The 20,311-nt window shown below is 69.9% G+C and carries 18 protein-coding genes and 1 pseudogene; 7 read left to right on the forward strand and 12 right to left on the reverse strand.

Features of this window, described 5'->3' with window-relative positions; translation table 11 throughout:
- The first annotated feature begins 73 nt into the window (after nucleotides 1–73).
- From ACFVXE_RS03485 to pgl, 6 genes are all read left to right on the forward strand, one after another.
- The gene (locus ACFVXE_RS03485; RefSeq protein WP_389668752.1) at nucleotides 74–211 is read left to right on the forward strand and encodes a hypothetical protein; all 138 of its coding nucleotides are present in this window, start codon (nucleotides 74–76) and stop codon (nucleotides 209–211) included.
- A gap of 154 nt (nucleotides 212–365) precedes the next feature.
- Complete coding sequence (gene tkt / locus ACFVXE_RS03490) at nucleotides 366–2,453, forward strand: transketolase (RefSeq protein ID WP_389668754.1); 2,088 nt, start codon at nucleotides 366–368, stop codon at nucleotides 2,451–2,453.
- 34 nt (nucleotides 2,454–2,487) lie between these two features.
- Nucleotides 2,488–3,606, forward strand: coding sequence for a transaldolase (tal, locus tag ACFVXE_RS03495; protein WP_389668756.1), 1,119 nt, complete (start codon nucleotides 2,488–2,490; stop codon nucleotides 3,604–3,606).
- 5 nt (nucleotides 3,607–3,611) lie between these two features.
- On the forward strand, nucleotides 3,612–5,144 hold the full coding sequence (zwf, locus tag ACFVXE_RS03500; RefSeq protein WP_389668758.1) for a glucose-6-phosphate dehydrogenase: 1,533 nt from the start codon (nucleotides 3,612–3,614) through the stop codon (nucleotides 5,142–5,144).
- Complete coding sequence (opcA, locus tag ACFVXE_RS03505; protein ID WP_389668760.1) at nucleotides 5,141–6,151, forward strand: glucose-6-phosphate dehydrogenase assembly protein OpcA; 1,011 nt, start codon at nucleotides 5,141–5,143, stop codon at nucleotides 6,149–6,151. Before zwf ends, opcA begins: the two co-directional genes overlap by 4 nt.
- Nucleotides 6,148–6,930, forward strand: coding sequence for a 6-phosphogluconolactonase (gene pgl / locus ACFVXE_RS03510; RefSeq protein ID WP_389668762.1), 783 nt, complete (start codon nucleotides 6,148–6,150; stop codon nucleotides 6,928–6,930). Before opcA ends, pgl begins: the two co-directional genes overlap by 4 nt.
- 102 nt (nucleotides 6,931–7,032) lie before the next feature.
- On the opposite strand, the pseudogene ACFVXE_RS03515 reads toward pgl, so the two are convergent.
- The 11 genes and pseudogenes from ACFVXE_RS03515 to uvrC all read right to left on the reverse strand — a co-directional run.
- Nucleotides 7,033–7,417, reverse strand: a pseudogene (locus ACFVXE_RS03515) (hypothetical protein); the annotation flags it as partial.
- Between the two features lie 77 nt (nucleotides 7,418–7,494).
- Complete coding sequence (gene pgi / locus ACFVXE_RS03520) at nucleotides 7,495–9,147, reverse strand: glucose-6-phosphate isomerase (RefSeq protein ID WP_389668764.1); 1,653 nt, start codon at nucleotides 9,145–9,147, stop codon at nucleotides 7,495–7,497.
- A 154-nt stretch (nucleotides 9,148–9,301) separates the two neighbouring features.
- Nucleotides 9,302–9,637 carry an RNA polymerase-binding protein RbpA gene (locus ACFVXE_RS03525; protein ID WP_078852825.1) on the reverse strand — a complete coding sequence of 112 codons (336 nt, stop codon included), beginning with the start codon at nucleotides 9,635–9,637 and terminating at the stop codon, nucleotides 9,302–9,304.
- 109 nt (nucleotides 9,638–9,746) lie between these two features.
- On the reverse strand, nucleotides 9,747–9,983 hold the full coding sequence (secG, locus tag ACFVXE_RS03530; protein WP_328889613.1) for a preprotein translocase subunit SecG: 237 nt from the start codon (nucleotides 9,981–9,983) through the stop codon (nucleotides 9,747–9,749).
- A 112-nt stretch (nucleotides 9,984–10,095) separates the two neighbouring features.
- Complete coding sequence (gene tpiA / locus ACFVXE_RS03535; protein ID WP_389668767.1) at nucleotides 10,096–10,872, reverse strand: triose-phosphate isomerase; 777 nt, start codon at nucleotides 10,870–10,872, stop codon at nucleotides 10,096–10,098.
- A 6-nt stretch (nucleotides 10,873–10,878) separates the two neighbouring features.
- Complete coding sequence (locus ACFVXE_RS03540; RefSeq protein WP_389668769.1) at nucleotides 10,879–12,090, reverse strand: phosphoglycerate kinase; 1,212 nt, start codon at nucleotides 12,088–12,090, stop codon at nucleotides 10,879–10,881.
- Between the two features lie 108 nt (nucleotides 12,091–12,198).
- Entirely contained in the window at nucleotides 12,199–13,206 is a 1,008-nt protein-coding gene (gap, locus tag ACFVXE_RS03545) for a type I glyceraldehyde-3-phosphate dehydrogenase (RefSeq protein WP_389668771.1), read from the reverse strand.
- Nucleotides 13,207–13,466: 260 nt separating this feature from the next.
- Complete coding sequence (gene whiA / locus ACFVXE_RS03550; protein WP_030919772.1) at nucleotides 13,467–14,456, reverse strand: DNA-binding protein WhiA; 990 nt, start codon at nucleotides 14,454–14,456, stop codon at nucleotides 13,467–13,469.
- Entirely contained in the window at nucleotides 14,447–15,481 is a 1,035-nt protein-coding gene (yvcK, locus tag ACFVXE_RS03555) for a uridine diphosphate-N-acetylglucosamine-binding protein YvcK (protein ID WP_389668773.1), read from the reverse strand. Before yvcK ends, whiA begins: the two co-directional genes overlap by 10 nt.
- The gene (gene rapZ, locus ACFVXE_RS03560) at nucleotides 15,478–16,479 is read right to left on the reverse strand and encodes an RNase adapter RapZ (RefSeq protein ID WP_389668775.1); all 1,002 of its coding nucleotides are present in this window, start codon (nucleotides 16,477–16,479) and stop codon (nucleotides 15,478–15,480) included. Before rapZ ends, yvcK begins: the two co-directional genes overlap by 4 nt.
- A complete protein-coding gene (uvrC, locus tag ACFVXE_RS03565; RefSeq protein ID WP_389668777.1) occupies nucleotides 16,476–18,542 on the reverse strand; it encodes an excinuclease ABC subunit UvrC in 2,067 nt (688 codons plus the stop codon). Before uvrC ends, rapZ begins: the two co-directional genes overlap by 4 nt.
- A gap of 360 nt (nucleotides 18,543–18,902) precedes the next feature.
- On the opposite strand from uvrC, the gene ACFVXE_RS03570 reads away from it, so the two are divergent.
- Complete coding sequence (locus ACFVXE_RS03570) at nucleotides 18,903–19,829, forward strand: hypothetical protein (protein ID WP_389668779.1); 927 nt, start codon at nucleotides 18,903–18,905, stop codon at nucleotides 19,827–19,829.
- 15 nt (nucleotides 19,830–19,844) lie between these two features.
- Here ACFVXE_RS03570 and ACFVXE_RS03575 read toward each other — a convergent pair whose 3' ends face one another.
- A complete protein-coding gene (locus ACFVXE_RS03575) occupies nucleotides 19,845–20,273 on the reverse strand; it encodes a Rieske 2Fe-2S domain-containing protein (RefSeq protein WP_389668781.1) in 429 nt (142 codons plus the stop codon).
- Nucleotides 20,274–20,311 lie beyond the last annotated feature (38 nt).

A 20,311-nucleotide genomic window follows, 5' to 3' on the forward strand; every position in this document is an offset into this window, starting at 1 on the left:
GTGGCGCAGAAGTGCGAGGTCACACCGGCGGAGCGGCACGGAAGTACGACGAGGCGCTCATGGGAGTGCACAGATGTATAAGGACGCGCTCACCGGAAAGGCGCATATGTATAAGGACGCGCTCGTCGGAGAGGCACAGAAGCGGCAGGACGCGCTCATCGGAGTAGCCCAGAAGTATGGGTACGCGCTCATCGGAGAGGCGCAGAAGTGAGCCGTTGCGCTCATACGGGAGGCGAACTCCGCGGGTCGCCTGCACCCTGGAAAGCAGCCGGAAAATGCTTGTTCCGACGGGGGTAGGCTCGACATCGCCCGGTGCGTTCAACCAGTCACCGGCTTACAACAGTGGAGAGGAGCCCTGACTCAGGGTGAGCACCAAGCCGACCACCACAGACCTCCAGTGGACCGAATTGGACCAGCGGGCCGTGGACACTGTCCGCGTCCTTGCCGCCGACGCCGTACAGAAGGTCGGAAACGGCCACCCGGGCACGGCGATGAGCCTGGCTCCCGCCGCGTACACCCTCTTCCAGAAGGTGATGCGGCACGACCCGGCCGACGCCGACTGGACGGGACGCGACCGGTTCGTGCTCTCGGCGGGCCACACCAGCCTGACCCTCTACATCCAGCTCTACCTGGCCGGCTACGGCCTGGAGCTCGGCGACCTCGAGGCGTTCCGCACCTGGGGTTCGAAGACCCCCGGTCACCCGGAGTACGGCCACACCACCGGTGTCGAGACGACGACGGGCCCGCTGGGCCAGGGTGTCGCCAACGCCGTCGGCATGGCCATGGCCTCCCGCTACGAGCGCGGCCTGTTCGACCCGGACGCGGCCCCCGGCACCTCCCCGTTCGATCACATGGTCTGGGTCATCGCCGGTGACGGCTGCCTCCAGGAGGGCATCTCCGCGGAGGCGTCCTCGCTGGCCGGGCACCAGAAGCTCGGCAACCTGGTCCTGCTGTGGGACGACAACCACATCTCCATCGAGGGCGACACGGAGACCGCGGTCTCCGAGGACACTCTGAAGCGGTACGAGGCGTACGGCTGGCACGTCCAGCGCGTCGAGCAGCTGCCGAACGGCGACCTCGACCCCGCGGGCCTGTACAGGGCGCTGCAGGCGGCCAAGGCCGAGACCGGGCGCCCGTCGTTCATCGCGGCCCGCTCGATCATCGCCTGGCCGGCCCCGCACGCGCAGAACACCGAGGCCGCGCACGGCTCGGCGCTCGGCGACGACGAGGTCGCCGCGACCAAGAAGGTCCTCGGCTTCGACCCGGAGAAGAGCTTCGAGGTCTCCGAAGAGGTCATCGCGCACACACGTGAGGCGCTGGACCGCGGCCGCGAGGCCAAGGCCGAGTGGGAGAAGTCGTTCGCCGCGTGGCGTACCGCCAACTCGGAGCGCGCCGCCGAGTTCGACCGGATCGCCGCGGGCGAGCTGCCCGAGGGCTGGGAGGACCGGCTCCCGGTCTTCGAACCCGGCAAGGCTGTCGCCACCCGCGCCGCCTCCGGCAAGGTGCTGCAGGCGCTCGGCGAGATCATTCCCGAGCTGTGGGGCGGCTCCGCCGACCTGGCGGGCTCGAACAACACCACGATCGACAAGACGTCGTCGTTCCTCCCGGCGGGCAATCCGCTGCCGGGTGCGGACCCGTACGGCCGCACGATCCACTTCGGTATCCGCGAGCACGCCATGGCCGCGTCCATGAACGGCATCGCACTGCACGGCAACACCCGCATCTACGGCGGCACCTTCCTGGTGTTCTCCGACTACATGCGCAACGCCGTGCGCCTGTCCGCGCTGATGCACCTGCCGGTGACGTACGTGTGGACGCACGACTCGATCGGTCTCGGAGAGGACGGACCGACCCACCAGCCGGTGGAGCACCTGGCCTCGCTGCGCGCCATCCCGGGCCTGAACATCGTCCGCCCGGCCGACGCCAACGAGACCGCCATCGCCTGGCGCGAGATCATGCGCCGCTACACCAAGGTGTTCGGCAAGGGCGCCCCGCACGGTCTGGCGCTGACCCGCCAGGGCGTGCCGACATACGAGGCGAACGAGAACGCGGCCAAGGGCGGCTACGTCCTGTTCGACGCCGAGGGCGGCGAGCCGCAGGTCCTCCTGATCGGCACCGGTTCCGAGGTGCACCTCGCCGTCGAGGCGCGCGAGGAGCTGCAGGCGGCCGGCATCCCGACCCGCGTCGTGTCGATGCCGTCGGTCGAGTGGTTCGAGGAGCAGGACCAGGCGTACAAGGACAGCGTCCTGCCGCCGTCGGTGAAGGCCCGTGTGGCCGTCGAGGCGGGCATCGGCCTGACCTGGTACCGGTACGTCGGCGACGCCGGCCGGATCATCTCGCTGGAGCACTTCGGTGCCTCGGCCGACGCCAAGGTCCTCTTCCGCGAGTTCGGTTTCACCGCCGAGCACGTTGCCGCCGCCGCGCGGGAATCTCTCGACGCCGTCGCACGCTGACGCCGACATACGACTAGTAGGAGATGCAATTCTCATGACAGACGCACTCAAGCGCCTCTCCGACGAGGGCGTGGCGATCTGGCTCGACGACCTGTCGCGCAAGCGGATCACTTCGGGCAATCTCGCCGAACTGATCGACCAGCAGCACATCGTGGGCGTCACCACCAACCCGTCCATCTTCCAGAAGGCGATCTCGCACGGGGACGGTTACGAGCAGCAGCTCACCGACCTGGCGACCCGTAAGGTCACGGTCGACGAGGCCATCCGCATGATCACGACGGCGGACGTCCGCGACGCCGCCGACATCCTGCGCCCGGTCTTCGACGCCACGGACGGGCAGGACGGCCGGGTCTCCATCGAGGTCGACCCGCGGCTGGCCCACCACACCGATGCCACCATCGCCGAGGCCAAGCAGCTGGCCTGGCTGGTGGACCGGCCGAACACGCTCATCAAGATCCCGGCGACGAAGGCCGGCCTGCCGGCGATCACCGAGGTCATCGGGCGGGGCATCAGCGTCAACGTCACGCTGATCTTCTCGCTGGAGCGCTACCGCGCGGTCATGGACGCCTACCTGGCGGGCCTGGAGAAGGCGAAGGCCGCGGGCCTGGACCTCTCCAAGATCCACTCGGTGGCCTCGTTCTTCGTGTCCCGGGTGGACTCCGAGATCGACAAGCGGCTCGACGCGATCGGCACCGACGAGGCCAAGGGCCTGAAGGGCAAGGCGGCCGTCGCCAACGCCCGGCTGGCGTACCAGGCGTTCGAGGAGGTCTTCTCCTCCGACCGCTGGGCCGCCCTGGACAAGGCGCAGGCCAACAAGCAGCGTCCGCTGTGGGCCTCCACCGGCGTGAAGGACCCCGCGTACCGGGACACGATGTACGTCGTCGACCTGGTCGCCCCCGGCACGGTGAACACCATGCCCGAGGCCACCCTGGAGGCCACGGCCGACCACGGCGAGGTCACCGGCAACACCGTCGCGGGCACCTACGACCAGGCGAAGGCCGACCTGGACGCCATCGCGAAGCTGGGCGTCTCGTACGACGACGTCGTACAGCTGCTCGAGGACGAGGGCGTCGAGAAGTTCGAGGCGTCCTGGATCGACCTGCTCAACTCGACCGAGGCGGAGCTCAAGCGCCTCGCCCCTTCGGAGGGCTGACCACCTTGTCTGGTGTTCCCGGAGCCAACCCGCTTCGTGACCCTCAGGACCGACGGCTCCCGCGTATCGCGGGGCCGTCGGGCCTGGTGATCTTCGGAGTCACGGGCGATTTGTCCCGTAAAAAGCTGATGCCCGCCGTCTATGACCTGGCCAATCGCGGCCTGCTGCCGCCGGGCTTCTCGCTCATCGGTTTCGCGCGCCGTGACTGGGAGGACGAAGACTTCGCCCAAGTGGTCCACGACGCCGTCAAGGAGCACGCCCGCACGCCGTTCCGCGAGGAGGTCTGGCAGCAGCTCATCCAGGGGATGCGCTTCGTCCAGGGCACCTTCGACGACGACGCGGCGTTCGAGACCCTGAAGGCCACGATCGAGGAGCTCGACCAGGTACAGGGCACGGGCGGCAACTACGCCTTCTACCTGTCCGTACCGCCGAAGTTCTTCCCGAAGGTCGTCCAGCAGCTCAAGAAGCACGGGCTGGCGGACCAGAAGGAGAACTCCTGGCGGCGGGCCGTCATCGAGAAGCCGTTCGGCCACGACCTGGCCAGCGCGCAGGAGCTCAACCAGCTCGTGCACGACGTCTTCCCGCCCAACGAGGTCTTCCGGATCGACCACTACCTGGGCAAGGAGACGGTCCAGAACATCCTGGCGCTGCGGTTCGCCAACACGATGTTCGAGCCGATCTGGAACAGGTCGTACGTCGACCACGTCCAGATCACGATGGCCGAGGACATCGGCATCGGCGGCCGGGCCGGCTACTACGACGGCATCGGCGCAGCCCGTGACGTCATCCAGAACCACCTGCTCCAGCTGCTGGCGCTGACGGCGATGGAGGAGCCCGGCTCCTTCCACCCGAAGGCCCTGGTCGCCGAGAAGCTCAAGGTGCTCACGGCGGTCGAGCTGCCGGAGGACCTGGGCCGGCACACCGTACGCGGCCAGTACGCGCACGCCTGGCAGGGCGGCGAAGAGGTCCTCGGCTATCTGGAGGAGGACGGCATCGACCCCAAGTCGAAGACCGACACCTTCGCCGCGATCAAGCTGACGATCAACAACCGCCGCTGGGCGGGCGTGCCGTTCTACCTCCGTACCGGCAAGCGGCTCGGCCGTCGTGTCACGGAGATCGCGGTCGTCTTCAAGCGCGCCCCGTACCTGCCGTTCGAGTCCGGTGCCACGGAGGAGCTGGGCGGCAACGCCCTGGTCATCCGGGTCCAGCCGGACGAGGGCGTGACCGTACGGTTCGGCTCCAAGGTGCCCGGCACCTCGATGGAGGTCCGGGACGTCACGATGGACTTCGCCTACGGCGAGTCCTTCACCGAGTCCAGCCCGGAGGCGTACGAGCGGCTCATCCTCGATGTGCTGCTCGGCGACGCCAACCTCTTCCCCCGGCACCAGGAGGTCGAACTCTCCTGGAACATCCTCGACCCGATCGAGGAGTACTGGGACAAGCACGGCAAGCCCGCGCAGTACCCGGCGGGCACCTGGGGTCCGACCGAGGCTGACGAGATGCTTGCACGAGACGGACGGAGCTGGCGCCGGCCATGAAGATCGATCTCACGGAAACCACTTCCAGCAAGATCAACCAGGCGCTGGTGTCGGCCCGCCGTGCCGTCGGCACGCCGGCCATCGGCATGGTGCTGACCCTGGTCATCGTCACCGACGAGGAGAACGCGTACGACGCCCTCAAGGCGGCGAGCGACTCCTCCCGCGAGCACCCCTCGCGGATCATCGCGGTGATCAAGCGGGCCAGCCGCTCGCAGCGCAGCCGGCGGGACGCCCGGCTCGACGCCGAGGTACGGGTCGGTTCCGACTCGGGCTCCGGCGAGACCATCGTCCTGCGGCTCCACGGTGAACTGGCCAACCACGCCCAGTCGGTGGTCCTGCCGCTGCTGCTGCCGGACGCCCCGGTCGTGCTGTGGTGGCCCGAGGACGCGCCGTCCGATCCGGCGAAGGACCCGCTGGGCGCGCTCGCCCAGCGCCGGATCACGGACTCCTACTCGGCGGTGACGCCGAGCGCCGAACTCGCGGCGCGCGCCCAGTCGTACACCCCGGGCGACACGGACCTGGCCTGGACCCGCATCACCCCGTGGCGTTCGATGCTGGCGGCCGCGCTCGACCAGAAGCCCGCCGAGGTCATCTCCGCGACGGTCGAGGGCGAGGGTGAGAACCCGAGCTGCGAGCTGCTCGCCATGTGGCTCGCGGACCGGCTCCACGTACGGGTGCAGCGTGCCCAGTCCGACGGCCCCGGCCTGACGGCCGTACGGATGGAGACCAAGGACGGCCCCATCGTCCTGGACCGCCCGGACGGTTCGCTGGCCACGCTCTCCATGCAGGGACAGCCGGACCGTGCGGTGGCGCTCAAGCGGCGGGAGACCGCCGAACTGCTCGCCGAGGAGCTGCGGCGCCTGGACCCGGACAACACCTACGCGTCGACGGTGAAGTTCGGCGTGGAGAAGCTGGGTGCCCCGGACGAGGCGAAGTCCGCCGAACCGGCCGCCACCGCCCCCACCGCGGCGAAGAAGACCGCGGCAAAGAAGGCAGCAGCCAAGTGAGTGCCCCTCAGCTTGTCGTGCACCGCGACAAGGAGCTGATGGCGCAGGCCGCCGCGGCCCGGCTGATCACGAAGATCGTGGACGCCCAGGCCGCACGGGGCCACGCCTCGGTGGTCCTCACCGGTGGGCGCAACGGCAACGGCCTGCTGGCCGCGCTCGCCGACGCGCCCGCCCGGGACGCGATCGACTGGTCGCGGCTCGATCTGTGGTGGGGCGACGAGCGGTTCCTGCCGGAGGGCGATCCGGAGCGCAATGTCACGCAGGCCCGTAAGGCCCTGCTGGACTCGGTACCGCTGGACCCGTCCCGGGTGCACGCGATGCCCGCTTCGGACGGCCCCTGGGGCGGCGACGCCGATGCCGCCGCGGCCGCGTACGCCGCCGAACTGGCCGCCGCGGCCCGTCCGGAGGACCACGGCCCGGTGCCGACGTTCGATGTGCTGATGCTGGGCGTGGGCCCGGACACGCATGTCGCGTCGCTCTTCCCGGAGCTGCCCGCGGTACGGGAGACCGAGCGCACCGTCGTCGGTGTGCACGGCGCTCCCAAGCCGCCGCCGACCCGGGTGTCGCTGACGCTGCCCGCCATCAGGGCGGCACGTGAGGTGTGGCTACTCGCGGCGGGCGAGGACAAGGCGGAGGCCGCGGCCATCGCGCTGTCCGGCGCCGGGGAGATCCAGGCCCCCGCGGCGGGCGCGTACGGACGCAGCCGCACGCTGTGGCTGCTGGACGCGTCGGCGGCCTCGCAGCTGCCGCGTGCGCTGTATCCGCCGGCCTCTCCCTGACCGGCCGTCAGCACCGTCGACCACGGGCCCGGTCCGCTCCCAGGAGCGGACCGGGCCCGTACGTCGTGCGGCACCCGCCGGAACGGCCCCCGGGTCGCGGCACAGCACGGGCGCCGGCAGCGCACCGAGGAGCCCGCGGACCAGGACGGGCGTCAGGACGGCCCACAGGGCCCTGCGCACCCGCCGGCCGCGGGCCGCGACGGGATGCGCGGGCAGCGGGACGGCGGTCGGCGCCGCCGTCTCCCGCAGCACGTCGGCCGCCACCGAGTCGGCGATGTTCCGGGGCACGGCGGGCAGCAGTGTGTTCCGGTCGCCGTGCTGCTTCTCGTCGTCCTCGGCCAGGCCGGTGGTGATCGCGTCCACCCGGGCGGCGCCGGACAGCGGGACGCCGAGCGGTTCGACGACGTCGACACCGCGCAGCCGCCGCTCCTCGACGGAGACGGACCGGGAGAGTGAGGAGACCGCGCCGGATCCGCAGGGTGCCGCCACCAGCCGACCGCCCTGGGGTCCAGCCTGTTGTTCTACGGCCGCAGCCGTACCGTCCCCTCCCCCGTGGTCATCGGCTCAGCGGCCCCTGCGCGTCCGGTACGCGGAGACGAGGGCGGCGGTCGAGCTGTCCAGCTGCTCTCCCCCGGCGCCTTCGGTCAGCACCGGTTCGATCTTCTTGGCGAGGACCTTGCCTAGCTCGACGCCCCACTGATCGAAGGAGTCGATGTTCCAGACGGCGCCCTGGACGAAGACCTTGTGCTCGTACAGCGCGATCAGCTGGCCGAGCACCGACGGCGTCAGCCGGTCGGCGAGGATCGTCGTCGTCGGGTGATTGCCCTTGAACGTCTTGTGCGGCACCAGCTCCTCCGCGACGCCCTCCGCACGGACCTCGTCCGGCGTCTTGCCGAAGGCCAGCGCCTGGGTCTGGGCGAAGAAGTTGGCCATCAGCAGGTCGTGCTGGGCGACCAGACCGGGCAGCAGATCGGCGACCGGCTCGGCGAAGCCGATGAAGTCGGCCGGGATGACCTTGGTGCCCTGGTGGATCAACTGGTAGTAGGCGTGCTGCCCGTTGGTGCCGGGCGTGCCCCAGACGACCGGCCCGGTCTGCCACTCGACCGGATCGCCCTGCCGGTCGACGGACTTGCCGTTGGACTCCATGTCCAGCTGCTGCAAGTAGGCGGTGAACTTGGAGAGATAGTGGCTGTACGGCAGTACGGCATGCGACTGGGCGTCGAAGAACGCGCCGTACCAGACGCCCAACAGGCCGAGCAGCAGCGGGGCGTTGGCCTCCGCCGGTGCGGTGCGGAAGTGTTCGTCGACGAGGTGGAAGCCGTCGAGCATCTCGCGGAACCGGACCGGGCCGATGGCGATCATCAGCGAGAGCCCGATGGCGGAGTCGTACGAGTAACGGCCGCCGACCCAGTCCCAGAACTCGAACATGTTGGCGGTGTCGATACCGAACTCCGCGACCTTCTCGGCGTTGGTCGACAGTGCCACGAAGTGCTTGGCGACCGCGTCCTGGCCGGCCCTCAGGCCGGTCAGGAGCCAGTTGCGCGCGGAGGTCGCATTGGTGATCGTCTCGATCGTGGTGAAGGTCTTCGACGCGATGATGAAGAGCGTCTCGGCGGGGTCGAGGTCGCGGACGGCCTCGTGCAGGTCGGCGCCGTCGACGTTCGACACGAAGCGGACGGTGAGCGAGCGGTCCGTGAAGGAGCGCAGCACCTCGTACGCCATGGCGGGACCGAGGTCGGAGCCGCCGATACCGATGTTGACGATGTTCTTGATCGGCTTGCCGGTGTGGCCGGTCCACTCGCCCGACCTGACACGGTCGGCGAACGCCGCCATCTTGTCGAGCACGGCGTGCACGGCGGGCACCACGTTCTCGCCGTCGACCTCGATCACGGCGTCGCGCGGGGCGCGCAGCGCGGTGTGCAGGACGGCACGGTCCTCGGTGGTGTTGATCTTCTCGCCGCGGAACATGGCGTCCCGCAGCCCGGCCACCCCGGTGGCGTCGGCGAGCTCGCGCAGCAGCCGGAGCGTCTCGTCGGTCACCAGGTGCTTGGAGTAGTCGAGATACAGGTCGCCGACCTGGAGGGTGTATCCGGTGCCGCGCTCCGGATCGTCCGCGAAGAGTTGCCGCAGATGCGTCTGCCCGAGCTGCTCACGGTGCTTGCCGAGAGCGGTCCATTCGGGGGTCTGGTTGAGCTTGGTTCGGCTTTGGGTGTTCATCCCGGGTATCAGCCCACTTCTTCTCGTGCCTGCACATGCCCCGCTGCCCCTCCAACCTAATTGATCAGGGGGATCGGCGAGGCGACGAAAAGCTGTGACGCCGCCACATGCACTCCGGCCGGGCACCCTTGGGGTGACCGGCCGGTGAACAGAACTAGATCTCGCCCCGGAGTTTGGCCAGGGCCTCGGCGAGGATGGCCTCGCCGTCGGCGTCGCTGCGCCGCTCACGTACGTACGCGAGGTGCGTCTTGTACGGCTCGGTGCGCGGCGGGTCCGGCGGGTTGTCCCGGTCCTGACCGGCCGGGAAACCGCAGCGCGGACAGTCCCAGGTCTCCGGTGTCTGCGCGTCACTGGCGAAGCTCGGCTGCGTCTCGTGCCCGTTCGAGCACCAGAAGGAGATGCGGAGACGCGGCGCGGACTCGCCCCGCTCGGCCTCCCCCATCGGCCCCGCTCCGACCCGGCTTCCCCGGATCGCGTTGCCACTTGCCACGGTCGTAACTCCCTGCGTGATGGTGCTCGAAGATGCCCCAGTCTACGTAAGGCCCAACGCGCGTCCAGTGAAAGGAGTTACACCCTCACCAGGAATCGCGGACGACGGGTCAGCTGTCCAGCTTCATCAGCAGACCAAGCACGATAATGCACGCGAACCATCCCAGACCGACCACCACGGTGATCCGGTCGAGGTTTCGCTCGGCGACCGACGAGCCGCCGACGGACGACTGCATACCGCCACCGAACATGTCGGAGAGGCCGCCGCCCTTGCCCTTGTGCATCAGCACCAGCAGCATCAGCAGCAGACTGAAGACGATCAGGGCGATCGAGAACCCCACAACCACGGCTGGTCCCTACTTTCCGGAATTCCCTTGGACTGCTCTAACGGACAACGGGGGCCGGGAGACAACCTCCCCGGCCCCCGCAAGGGTACGACGGATCCGCGCTACCGCATACTCACTGGTCGCGGAAGCGGACGATCTTGACGAACTCGTCGGCGTCCAGTGCGGCGCCACCGATCAGCGCGCCGTCCACGTCGGGCTGCGCCATGATCGCCGCCACGTTCCCGGACTTCACCGAGCCGCCGTACTGGATACGGACGGCATCGGCCAGCTCCTGCGAGTACAGCTCGGCGAGGCGGCGGCGGATCGCGCCGCAGACCTCCTGCGCGTCCTCGGGGGTGGCGACCTCGCCGGTACCGATGGCCCAGACCGGCTCGTACGCGATCACGATGGACTCGGCCTGCTCGGCCGGGACGTCCTTCAGACCGCCGTCGAGCTGGGCGAGGGTGTACGCGACCTGGTCACCGGCCTTGCGGATGTCCAGGCCCTCGCCGACGCAGAGGATCGGGGTCAGGCCGTGCCTGTACGCGGCCTTCACCTTGGCGTTGCAGATCTCGTCGTTCTCGCCGTGGTACTGGCGTCGCTCGCTGTGGCCGACCGCGACGTAGGTGCACTTCAGCTTGGCGAGCATGGGACCGGAGATCTCACCGGTGTACGCGCCGGAGTCGTGCGCCGAGATGTCCTGGGCGCCGTACTTGATCTTCAGTTTGTCGCCATCCACCAGCGTCTGCACCGAGCGCAGGTCGGTGAAGGGCGGCAGGACGGCGACCTCGACGGCGTCGTAGTCCTTGTCGGCCAGGGCGAAGGCGAGCTTCTGGACGTGCGCGATGGCCTCGAGGTGGTTGAGGTTCATCTTCCAGTTGCCCGCCATCAGCGGGGTACGGGTGCTCATGAAAGGTCAGTCCTCCAGTGCGGCGAGGCCGGGAAGCGTCTTGCCCTCGAGGTATTCGAGGCTGGCGCCGCCACCGGTCGAGATGTGGCCGAATGCGTTCTCGTCGAAGCCCAGGATGCGGACGGCCGCGGCGGAGTCGCCACCGCCGACGACACTGAAGCCCTCGGAGTCGACGAGGGCCTGAGCGACGGCCCGGGTGCCCTCGGCGTAGTCGGGGTGCTCGAAGACGCCCATCGGGCCGTTCCAGAAGACGGTGACGGCGTCGGCGAGCTTCGATGCGTACAGCTTGTCGGTCTCGGGTCCGTTGTCCAGGCCCATCACACCGGCCGGGATGGCGTCCGCGGGAACGGTGCTGTGCTCGGTCGGGGCCTTGGTCTTGAGGTCCGGGAACTGTCCGGAGACCACGACGTCGACGGGGAGCACGAACTCCACGCCCTTCTCCTCGGCCCGCTTCAGATACTCCAGCACCGCCGGGATCTGGTCCTCCTGCAGGAGGGAGCTGCCGACCTCGTGGCCCTGGGCCTTGAGGAAGGTGTACGCCATGCCGCCGCCGATGAGGATGCGGTCGGCACGCTCCAGGAGGTGGTCGATGACACCGAGCTTGTCGGAGACCTTGGAACCGCCGAGCACGACGGCGTACGGACGGGCGACGTCCTCGGTGAGCTTCTTGAGGACGCCGACCTCGGTGGCGATCAGGTCGCCCGCGGCGTGCGGCAGCCGGGCCGGAAGGTCGAATACCGAGGCGTGCTTGCGGTGGACGGCTCCGAAGCCGTCGCCCACGTACACGTCGGCCAGCTCGGCGAGCTGGTCGGCGAACGCGCCGCGCTCGGCGTCGTCCTTCGACGTCTCGCCGGCGTTGAAGCGGAGGTTCTCGATGACGGCGACCCGGCCGTCGGCGAGGGCTGCGACCGTGGCGCGGGCGGACTCGCCGACCGTGTCGGTCGCGAAGGCGACGTCGGCACCGATCAGCTCGCCGAGGCGGGCCGCGGCGGGGGCCAGGGAGAAGGCCGGGTCCGGGGCGCCCTTGGGGCGGCCCAGGTGTGAGGCGACGATGACCTTGGCACCGGCCGCGGCGAGCTTCTCCACGGTCGGCTGGACGGCGCGGATGCGGCCGTCGTCGGTAATGGTGGTACCGCTCAGCGGCACGTTGAGGTCGGCGCGGACGAATACGCGCTTGCCGGCGACCCCTTCGGCGAGAAGTTCGTCGATGGTCTTCATCCTGCTGGACTCCTTGGAGGGCGAGAGAGCATGCAACGGGGCTCGAACGGCGCTGCGTTGCGCTGTTCGAGCCCCGTGCTCACATCGAGGTGCCTGCCGGTTCGACGGTCAGAGCTGGCTGCCGACGAAGACGGTCAGGTCGACGAGACGGTTGGAGTAGCCCCACTCGTTGTCGTACCAGCCGATGACCTTGACCTGCGTGCCCTCGGCCATGGTGAGCAGCGAGTCGAAGGTGCAGGACGCCGGGTCCGAGACGATGTCCGAGGACACGATCGGGTCCTCGGTGTAGAAGAGGCGGCCCTTGAGGGGACCCTCCGCCGCGGCCTTCTGGAAGGCGGCGTTGACCTCGTCGCGGGTGACCTCGCGCTCCAGCGTGATGACCAGGTCGGTGACCGAGCCGGTCGGGACCGGGACGCGCATCGCGATGCCGTCGAGCTTGCCCTTGAGCTGCGGGAGCACCAGAGCGGTGGCCTTGGCGGCACCGGTCGTGGTCGGGATGATGTTCTCCGCCGCGGCGCGGGCGCGACGCAGGTCGGAGTGCGGGAAGTCAAGGATGCGCTGGTCGTTCGTGTACGCGTGGACCGTCGTCATGAGGCCCTTGACGATGCCGAAGTTCTCGTCCAGAACCTTGGCCATCGGCGCGACACAGTTGGTGGTGCAGGAGGCGTTGGAGATGACGTGGTGGTTGGCCGCGTCGTACTTCTCCTCGTTGACGCCCATCACGATGGTGATGTCCTCGTCCTTGGCCGGAGCCGAGATGAGGACCTTCTTCGCGCCACCCGCGATGTGCTTCTCGGCGTCGGCCTTCTTGGTGAAGATGCCGGTCGACTCGATGACGATGTCGACGCCCAGCTCACCCCAGGGGATGTCGGCCGGGTTGCGCTCGGAGAGCACCTTGATGGTGTGGCCGTCGACAGTGATGCTGTCGGCGGTGTGGCTGACCTCGGCCTTCAGACGACCCAGAATGGTGTCGTACTTCAGCAGGTGGGCCGTGGTCGCAGTGTCACCCAGGTCGTTGACAGCCACGATCTCGATGTCCGCACCCTGCTCCAGCAGCGCGCGGAAGTAGTTACGACCGATGCGGCCAAAGCCGTTGATGCCTACGCGGATCGTCACGAACCGATCTCCTCGTTAGGTACGCCGGGTTTCGACGCCGGCGAGTTGTATGGGATGTCCCCGACCGCCTCCGACCCTACCTCTCCGAAGGCCCTGGAGTGACATCGAGTGGAGCCGGGAGAGCCGCGGAGGCCCGTACTCCCCAGTAGGAGTACGGGCCTCCGGATGCTCGCCCTTGCATGCAGCGACGATTACGGGGCGTCAATACCTTGGTGAATGGCGCCTGTTCCGTTTTCGGCGTGCTTGCGCCCTGCCGCGCCTCAGCCCACCAGGCCGTCGGCGAGCTCCTCGCTGAGAGTCGATTCCGTCCCCGGGATACCGAGGTCCTGGGCCCGCTTGTCGGCCATGGCCAGCAGCCGGCGGATCCGGCCGGCGACCGCGTCCTTGGTCAGCGGCGGGTCGGCGAGCGCGCCCAGCTCCTCCAGCGATGCCTGCTTGTGCTCCATGCGCAGCCGTCCGGCCGCCGCGAGGTGTTCGGGCACCTCCTCGCCCAGGATCTCCAGGGCGCGCCCTACCCGGGCGCCTGCGGCCACCGCGGCCCGCGCCGACCGGCGCAGATTCGCGTCGTCGAAGTTGGCGAGCCGGTTGGCGGTCGCCCGGACCTCGCGGCGCATCCGCCGCTCCTCCCAGGCCAGCACCGACTCGTGGGCGCCGAGCCGGGTGAGCAGGGCACCGATCGCGTCACCGTCGCGGACGACGACGCGGTCCACACCGCGCACCTCGCGGGCCTTCGCCGCGATGGAGAGCCTGCGGGCCGCGCCGACCAGCGCGAGCGCCGCCTCCGGGCCGGGGCAGGTGACCTCCAGCGAGGACGAGCGTCCGGGCTCGGTGAGCGAACCGTGGGCCAGGAAGGCTCCGCGCCAGGCCGCCTCGGCATCGCAGGTGGCCCCCGAGACCACCTGCGGGGGAAGACCGCGGATGGGGCGGCCGCGGCCGTCCACGAGTCCGGTCTGCCGGGCCAGCTGGTCGCCGCCCGCCACCACCCGTACGACATAGCGGGAGCCGCGCCGCAGACCGCCGGGCGCCATCACGATCAGCTCGGAGCTGTGGCCGAAGATTTCGAGGATGTCCCGCTTCAGCCGGCGCGCCGCCATCGCCGTGTCCAGCTCCGCCTCGATCACAATCCGGCCGCTCACCAGGTGCAGCCCGCCCGCGAACCGAAGAATCGCCGAAACCTCTGCCTTCCTGCAGCAGGTCCGGGTCACGGGAAGCCGAGAGATTTCGTCCTTCACCGCTGGCGTCATCGCCATGGGCCGATCCTTCCATGCATCCGAAAAATACGGTCGTACGCGGCGGCCAACAGCTCCGGATCATGAATCGGAACGCCGTCGGGTGAGGCCACCGGCGCCAGCTCGACCGCGGCGCCGAGCCGTTTGGCGGCATCGGCGAGGGACTCGCGATCGGGCACGGCGGCTTCGTCGGCCAGCACCACGTCCAGGGCGAGTTTAGGGGCGTGTCGTCCCAAAACCTCCAAATGACGCTGCGGGGAGAAGCCATCAGTTTCACCGGGTTGCGGTGCGAGGTTGAGCGAGAGGACCTTACGGGCCTTCGTCGTCACGAGCGCGTCGAGCAGTTCCGGTACGAGCAGGTGCGGGATCACCGAGGAGAACCAGGACCCCGGGCCGAGCACCACCCAGTCCGCGTCCAGGACCGCCTCGACCGCCTCCGGGACGGCCGGCGGGTCGTGCGGAACCAGGTGCACGGACTGCACCTCGCCCGGGGTGAGCGCCACGGTGGCCTGGCCGCGCACCGTGTCCACGTCGTCCGGGCGGGCCGGGTCGTGCCCCCGTACGAGCGCCTGGAGCTCCAGCGGCACCGCGGACATGGGCAGCACCCGGCCGTGCGCGCCGAGCAGCCTGCCGACCAGGTCGAGGGCCTGCACATGGTCGCCCAGCTGCTCCCACAGGGCCACGATCAGCAGATTGCCGACCGCGTGCTCGTGCAGATCGCCCTTGGACTGGAAGCGGTGCTGGATGACCTGCGCCCAGGTCTGGCCCCAGTCGTCGTCCCCGCAGAGCGCGGCGAGCGCCTTGCGGAGGTCGCCGGGCGGCAGGACGCCGAGCTCTTCCCTGAGCCGGCCGCTGGAGCCGCCGTCGTCGGCGACGGTGACCACGGCGGTCAGGTCACCGGTGATCCGGCGGAGCGCCGCGAGCGATGCGGACAGGCCCATTCCGCCGCCGAGGGCGACGACCTTGGGCTGGGCGCCGCGCTTGCGGGCCGACAGCGCGGAGGTGGCTCTGCGCAGCCTTCGCAGGCGCAGATTGCGGGCGGTCACTCGCGCCCCATGTCCCGGTGGACGAGGACGGTCTCGATCCCTTCGCCCGCGAGCCGGGCGGCGAGTTTCTCGGACATCGCGACGGAACGGTGCTTGCCGCCCGTGCAGCCGACGGCGATCGTCACGTAGCGCTTGCCCTCGCGGCGGTAACCCGCGGCGACGAGCTGGAGGAGCTCGGTGTACTGGTTGAGGAACTCCTTGGCGCCCGGCTGGTCGAAGACGTAGGCGGAGACCTCCTCGTTGAGTCCGGTGAACGGGCGCAGCTCCGGGACCCAGTGCGGGTTGGGCAGGAAGCGGCAGTCCGCCACCAGGTCGGCGTCGACCGGCAGGCCGTACTTGAAGCCGAACGACATCACCGTGGCGCGCAGCTCCGGCTCCTCGTCGCCGGCGAACTGGGCGTCCATCTTGGCCCGCAGTTCGTGCACGTTGAGGCTGGAGGTGTCGATCACCAGGTCGGCGTCGCCGCGCAGCTCGCGCAGCAGGTCGCGCTCGGCGGCGATGCCGTCGACGATGCGGCCGTCGCCTTGGAGGGGATGCGGGCGGCGGACCGATTCGAAGCGACGGACCAGCTCGTCGTCGGAGGACTCCAGGAAGACGATCCGCCGGGTGACGTGCTTGGCCGCGAGGTCCGCCAGGGACTCCCGGAGGTTGTCGAAGAACCGGCGGCCGCGTACGTCCACGACCACGGCGATCCTGGCCACATTGCCCTGGGACCGGGCGCCGAGCTCCACCATGGTGGGGATCAGCGCGGGCGGCAGGTTGTCGACGACGAACCAGCCGAGGTCCTCCAGGCATTTGGCGGCGGTGGACCGCCCGGCGCCCGACATCCCGGAGATGATCACCAGCTCCGGGATGGCCGCGGCGGCATCACCGGTCTCGGTCGTGGTGCCCGTACTCACGTGTCCTGCTCCGTCTGCTCGGTCTCTGCTGTCCTGCGCGCGCTCCGGCCCGTGCGCGTCGTGCTGCCGGTGTGCTTGTTCCTGTTCACGCTCAGTCATGCTGTGCTGCCCCCGTCGTCCTCTTCAATGATCTCTCCTGTCGCCGTGTTCACGGCGGGCGCCGCCGGGGCGGTCGAGGCGAGGGCGGCGGCCACCGATTCCGCCGTCCTGCGGCCTATCCCCGGAACCGCGCAGATCTCATCGATTGTCGCCTGCTTCAGCTTCTTCACGGAGCCGAAATGTTTGATCAACGCCTGCTTCCGGGTGTCGCCGAGGCCGGTGACCGCGTCCAGCGGGCTGGACCGGATGCGCTTGGCCCGCTTGGCCCGCTGATAGGTGATGGCGAAGCGGTGGGCCTCGTCGCGGACGCGCTGCAGCAGGTAGAGCCCCTCGCTCGAACGGGGCAGGACCACGGGGTCGTCGTCATCGGGCAGCCAGACCTCTTCGAGGCGCTTGGCGAGACCGCAGACGGCGATGTCGTCGATCCCCAGTTCGTCGAGGGCGCGCTTGGCCGCGGCGACCTGCGGTTGGCCGCCGTCCACCACGACGAGCTGCGGCGGGTAGGCGAACCGCTTGGGGCGGCCGTCGTCCTCACGGGGCTCGCTCCCGAAGGGGTCGCCGTCCGGTGCCGCGTCGACCGGCTCGGGCACGGCCGTCGCGGCAGCCGCCGGGGCGGGGACGGCTCCGGTCGGGGCGGGGGTCTCCTCCCACTCCCCCGTCCGCTCCTTCTCCTGGAGGTACCGCTTGAACCGCCGGCCGATCACCTCATGCATCGACCGGACGTCGTCCTGCCCCTCGAAGCCCTTGATCTGGAAGCGGCGGTACTCGCTCTTACGCGCCAGACCGTCCTCGAAGACGACCATGGACGCGACCACGTCGTCGCCCTGGAGATGGGAGATGTCGAAGCACTCGATACGCAGCGGAGCCGTATCGAGACCGAGCGCCTCGGCGATCTCCTCCAGGGCGCGGGAGCGGGTCGTCAGATCGGAGGCGCGCCTGGTCTTGTGCAGCCCCAGGGCCTGCTGGGCGTTGCGCTGGACCGTCACCATCAGGTCCTTCTTGTCGCCGCGCTGCGGGATACGCAGGCTGACCTGGGAGCCGCGGCGGTCGGCGAGCCACTGGGAGACCGCCGCGGGATCCTCGGGGAGGGCCGGGACGAGGACCTCCTTGGGCACGGCGTCGCCCCTCTCCTCCCCGTAAAGCTGCTGCAGTGCGTGCTCGACGAGGTCCGAGGTCTCGACCGCCTCGACCTTGTCGGTGACCCAGCCGCGCTGGCCGCGCACCCGGCCGCCGCGGACGTGGAAGATCTGCACGGCGGCTTCGAGCTCGTCCTCGGCCAGCGCGATCAGGTCGGCGTCGGTGGCATCGGCGAGGACGACGGCGCTCTTCTCCAGGGCGCGCCTGAGGGCCTCCACGTCGTCGCGGAGGCGGGCCGCCCGCTCGTACTCCATCTCTTCCGCCGCCACCATCATGTCCTTCTCCAGGCGGCGGATGTACGTGCCCGTGCGGCCGGCCATGAAGTCGCAGAAGTCGTCCGCCAGTTCGCGGTGTTCCTCGGGGGTGACGCGGCCGACGCACGGCGCCGAGCACTTGCCGATGTAGCCGAGAAGGCAGGGGCGGCCGGTCCGTGCGGCGTTCTTGAAGACACCGGCGGAGCACGTACGCACGGGAAAGACCCGGAGCATCAGGTCGACGGTCTCACGGATCGCCCAGGCGTGCCCGTACGGACCGAAGTAACGCACGCCCTTCTTCTTGGCGCCACGCATGACCTGGACCCGCGGGAACTCCTCGTTCAGCGTGACCGCGAGATACGGATAGCTCTTGTCGTCGCGGTACTTGACGTTGAACCGCGGGTCGAACTCCTTGATCCAGGAGTACTCCAGCTGCAGCGCCTCGACCTCCGTGGCGACCACGGTCCATTCGACGGAGGCTGCCGTGGTGACCATCGTGCGGGTGCGCGGGTGGAGGTGGGCCAGGTCCTGGAAGTAGTTGGCCAGGCGCTGGCGGAGGCTCTTGGCCTTGCCGACGTAGATCACCCGGCGGTGCTCGTCGCGGAATTTGTAGACCCCCGGGGAGTCGGGGATCTGTCCCGGCTTGGGGCGGTAGCTGGAGGGGTCTGCCATGCCTCCCACCCTACTTGCGGGCAGTGACAGTGCGGAGCCCTCGGCGGTGGTGCCGCGCTCCTGGGTACGGAGCACCGGGCGGACCGCGGAGCCGGGAGCGGCGGCCGCCCGGCCGTGATGTGCGGTTGCGCACGGTGTTCCTCCCGTGGCGGGAGGTGGCGGAAGTCGCCGGAGTGCGCGCGGACCGAGCGGAAGGAGCGCCAACCGTTGTCGGAGACGGGTCAACACGCTTCAATGCGGGGGAACAACGCGGTGTGAACGACGTGGCGGAAGCGTGCACGGCCCGCCCCGGCCGCCTGCCGCCCCACTCCCCCGGCGCGGCCCGCCGCCCGTGTCACGACCGTTCACTGGAGGTACGTCATGCAGCACACCGAGGCCGAACTGGCGCAGGTGCTGCACACCGGACCTTTCCATCTGGCGCTGCGCACCGCCCTCTCGGTGCGCGGGCTCCCCCTCCAGCGGGTGCAGCACCATCTCGCGCACCGCGGGGTCAAGGTCGGCGTGACCAGCCTGTGTTACTGGCAGCAGGGCGCGCGGCGCCCGCAGCGCGCCGAGTCGCTGCGGGCGGTGGAGGCGCTGGAGGAGGTGCTGAGGCTGCCGGAGAACTCGCTGCTCCGGCTCCTGCGGACCGGTGACGCCGACACGGACGCCGAACGTCCCGCCCCGCGTCCCTACCGTTCGCCGAAGGAGACGTCCGGCGCGGTGGAGCGGCTGCTCGGCGCCCCGGGGTCGTCCCCCGGCAGCGGGCTGCACACGGTGGGGCACCAGGAGCGGGTACGGATCGGACCCGGCCGGGAGATGCGGCACCGGCACTCGCAGCATGTCGTGCGGGCGCACCGCGACGGCGTCGACCGCTACTTCGCCGTGTACGACGGTGATCCGGGCTGCGACCCGGGGAGGGTGGCGGTGTCGGCCAGGGAGAACTGCCGGACCGGCAGGGTCCGCTGGGACCGGGAGACGGGCGTGCTCGTCGCCGAGCTGCTCTTCGACGCCCGGCTGCGAGCCGGTGAGACGTACCTCTTCGGGTACGGGTTCGACGACGGTACGGGCGGCCCCTGCAACGAGTACGTCCAAGCCTTCGGCTTCCCCGGCGGACAGTACGTGCTGCAGGTGCGCTTCGACGAGGATGCGCTGCCGGTGCGGTGCCGCCGCTTCGCCCAGTCGTCGTCGGGGTCTCCGCGCGGCAGCCGCGCGGAGCTCACCCCCACCGGCCGGCACCGGACCGTACACCTGGTGGAACAGGCGGTACGGCCCGGTCTGATCGGTATCGACTGGGAGTGGGAGTGACCCGGCCCGGGGATGTCAGGCGTCGGGACCGGCGATCAGCTTTCCGCCCTCGACCCTGACCGGGACCGAGGGCAGCGGCACGGTGGCCGGGCCGTGCACGGCCTTGCCGGTGGTCGTGTCGAAGCGGCTGCCGTGGCAGGGGCACTGCCCCTCGTTGTGCTCGACCTTCTCCAGGAGGCAGCCCGCGTGGGTGCACTGGGCGCTGAACGCCTTGTACTGCCCCTTGGCCGGGCAGCTGACGACGACCCGCTGCTCGCGGTAGAGCTTGGACTCACCGACCGGCACCTCGTCGGGGGAGCCGAGCTCGACGGGGGCGGTGGGGGTCGGCGTCTGCGCGTGACCGAGCTTCGAATCGGTCGAGCAGGCGGCCACCCCCAGCCCGGCGACACCGGCGAGAGCGGCACCCTTCAGCACGGTGCGGCGGGCGGCGGGCTGGCCGGACATGCGGACTCCACGGGGTCGGAGATACGGAACGAAGAGGG

This window comes from Streptomyces sp. NPDC058231 (assembly GCF_042882275.1).
In the GTDB taxonomy this organism is placed as follows: Bacteria; Actinomycetota; Actinomycetes; order Streptomycetales; family Streptomycetaceae; genus Streptomyces.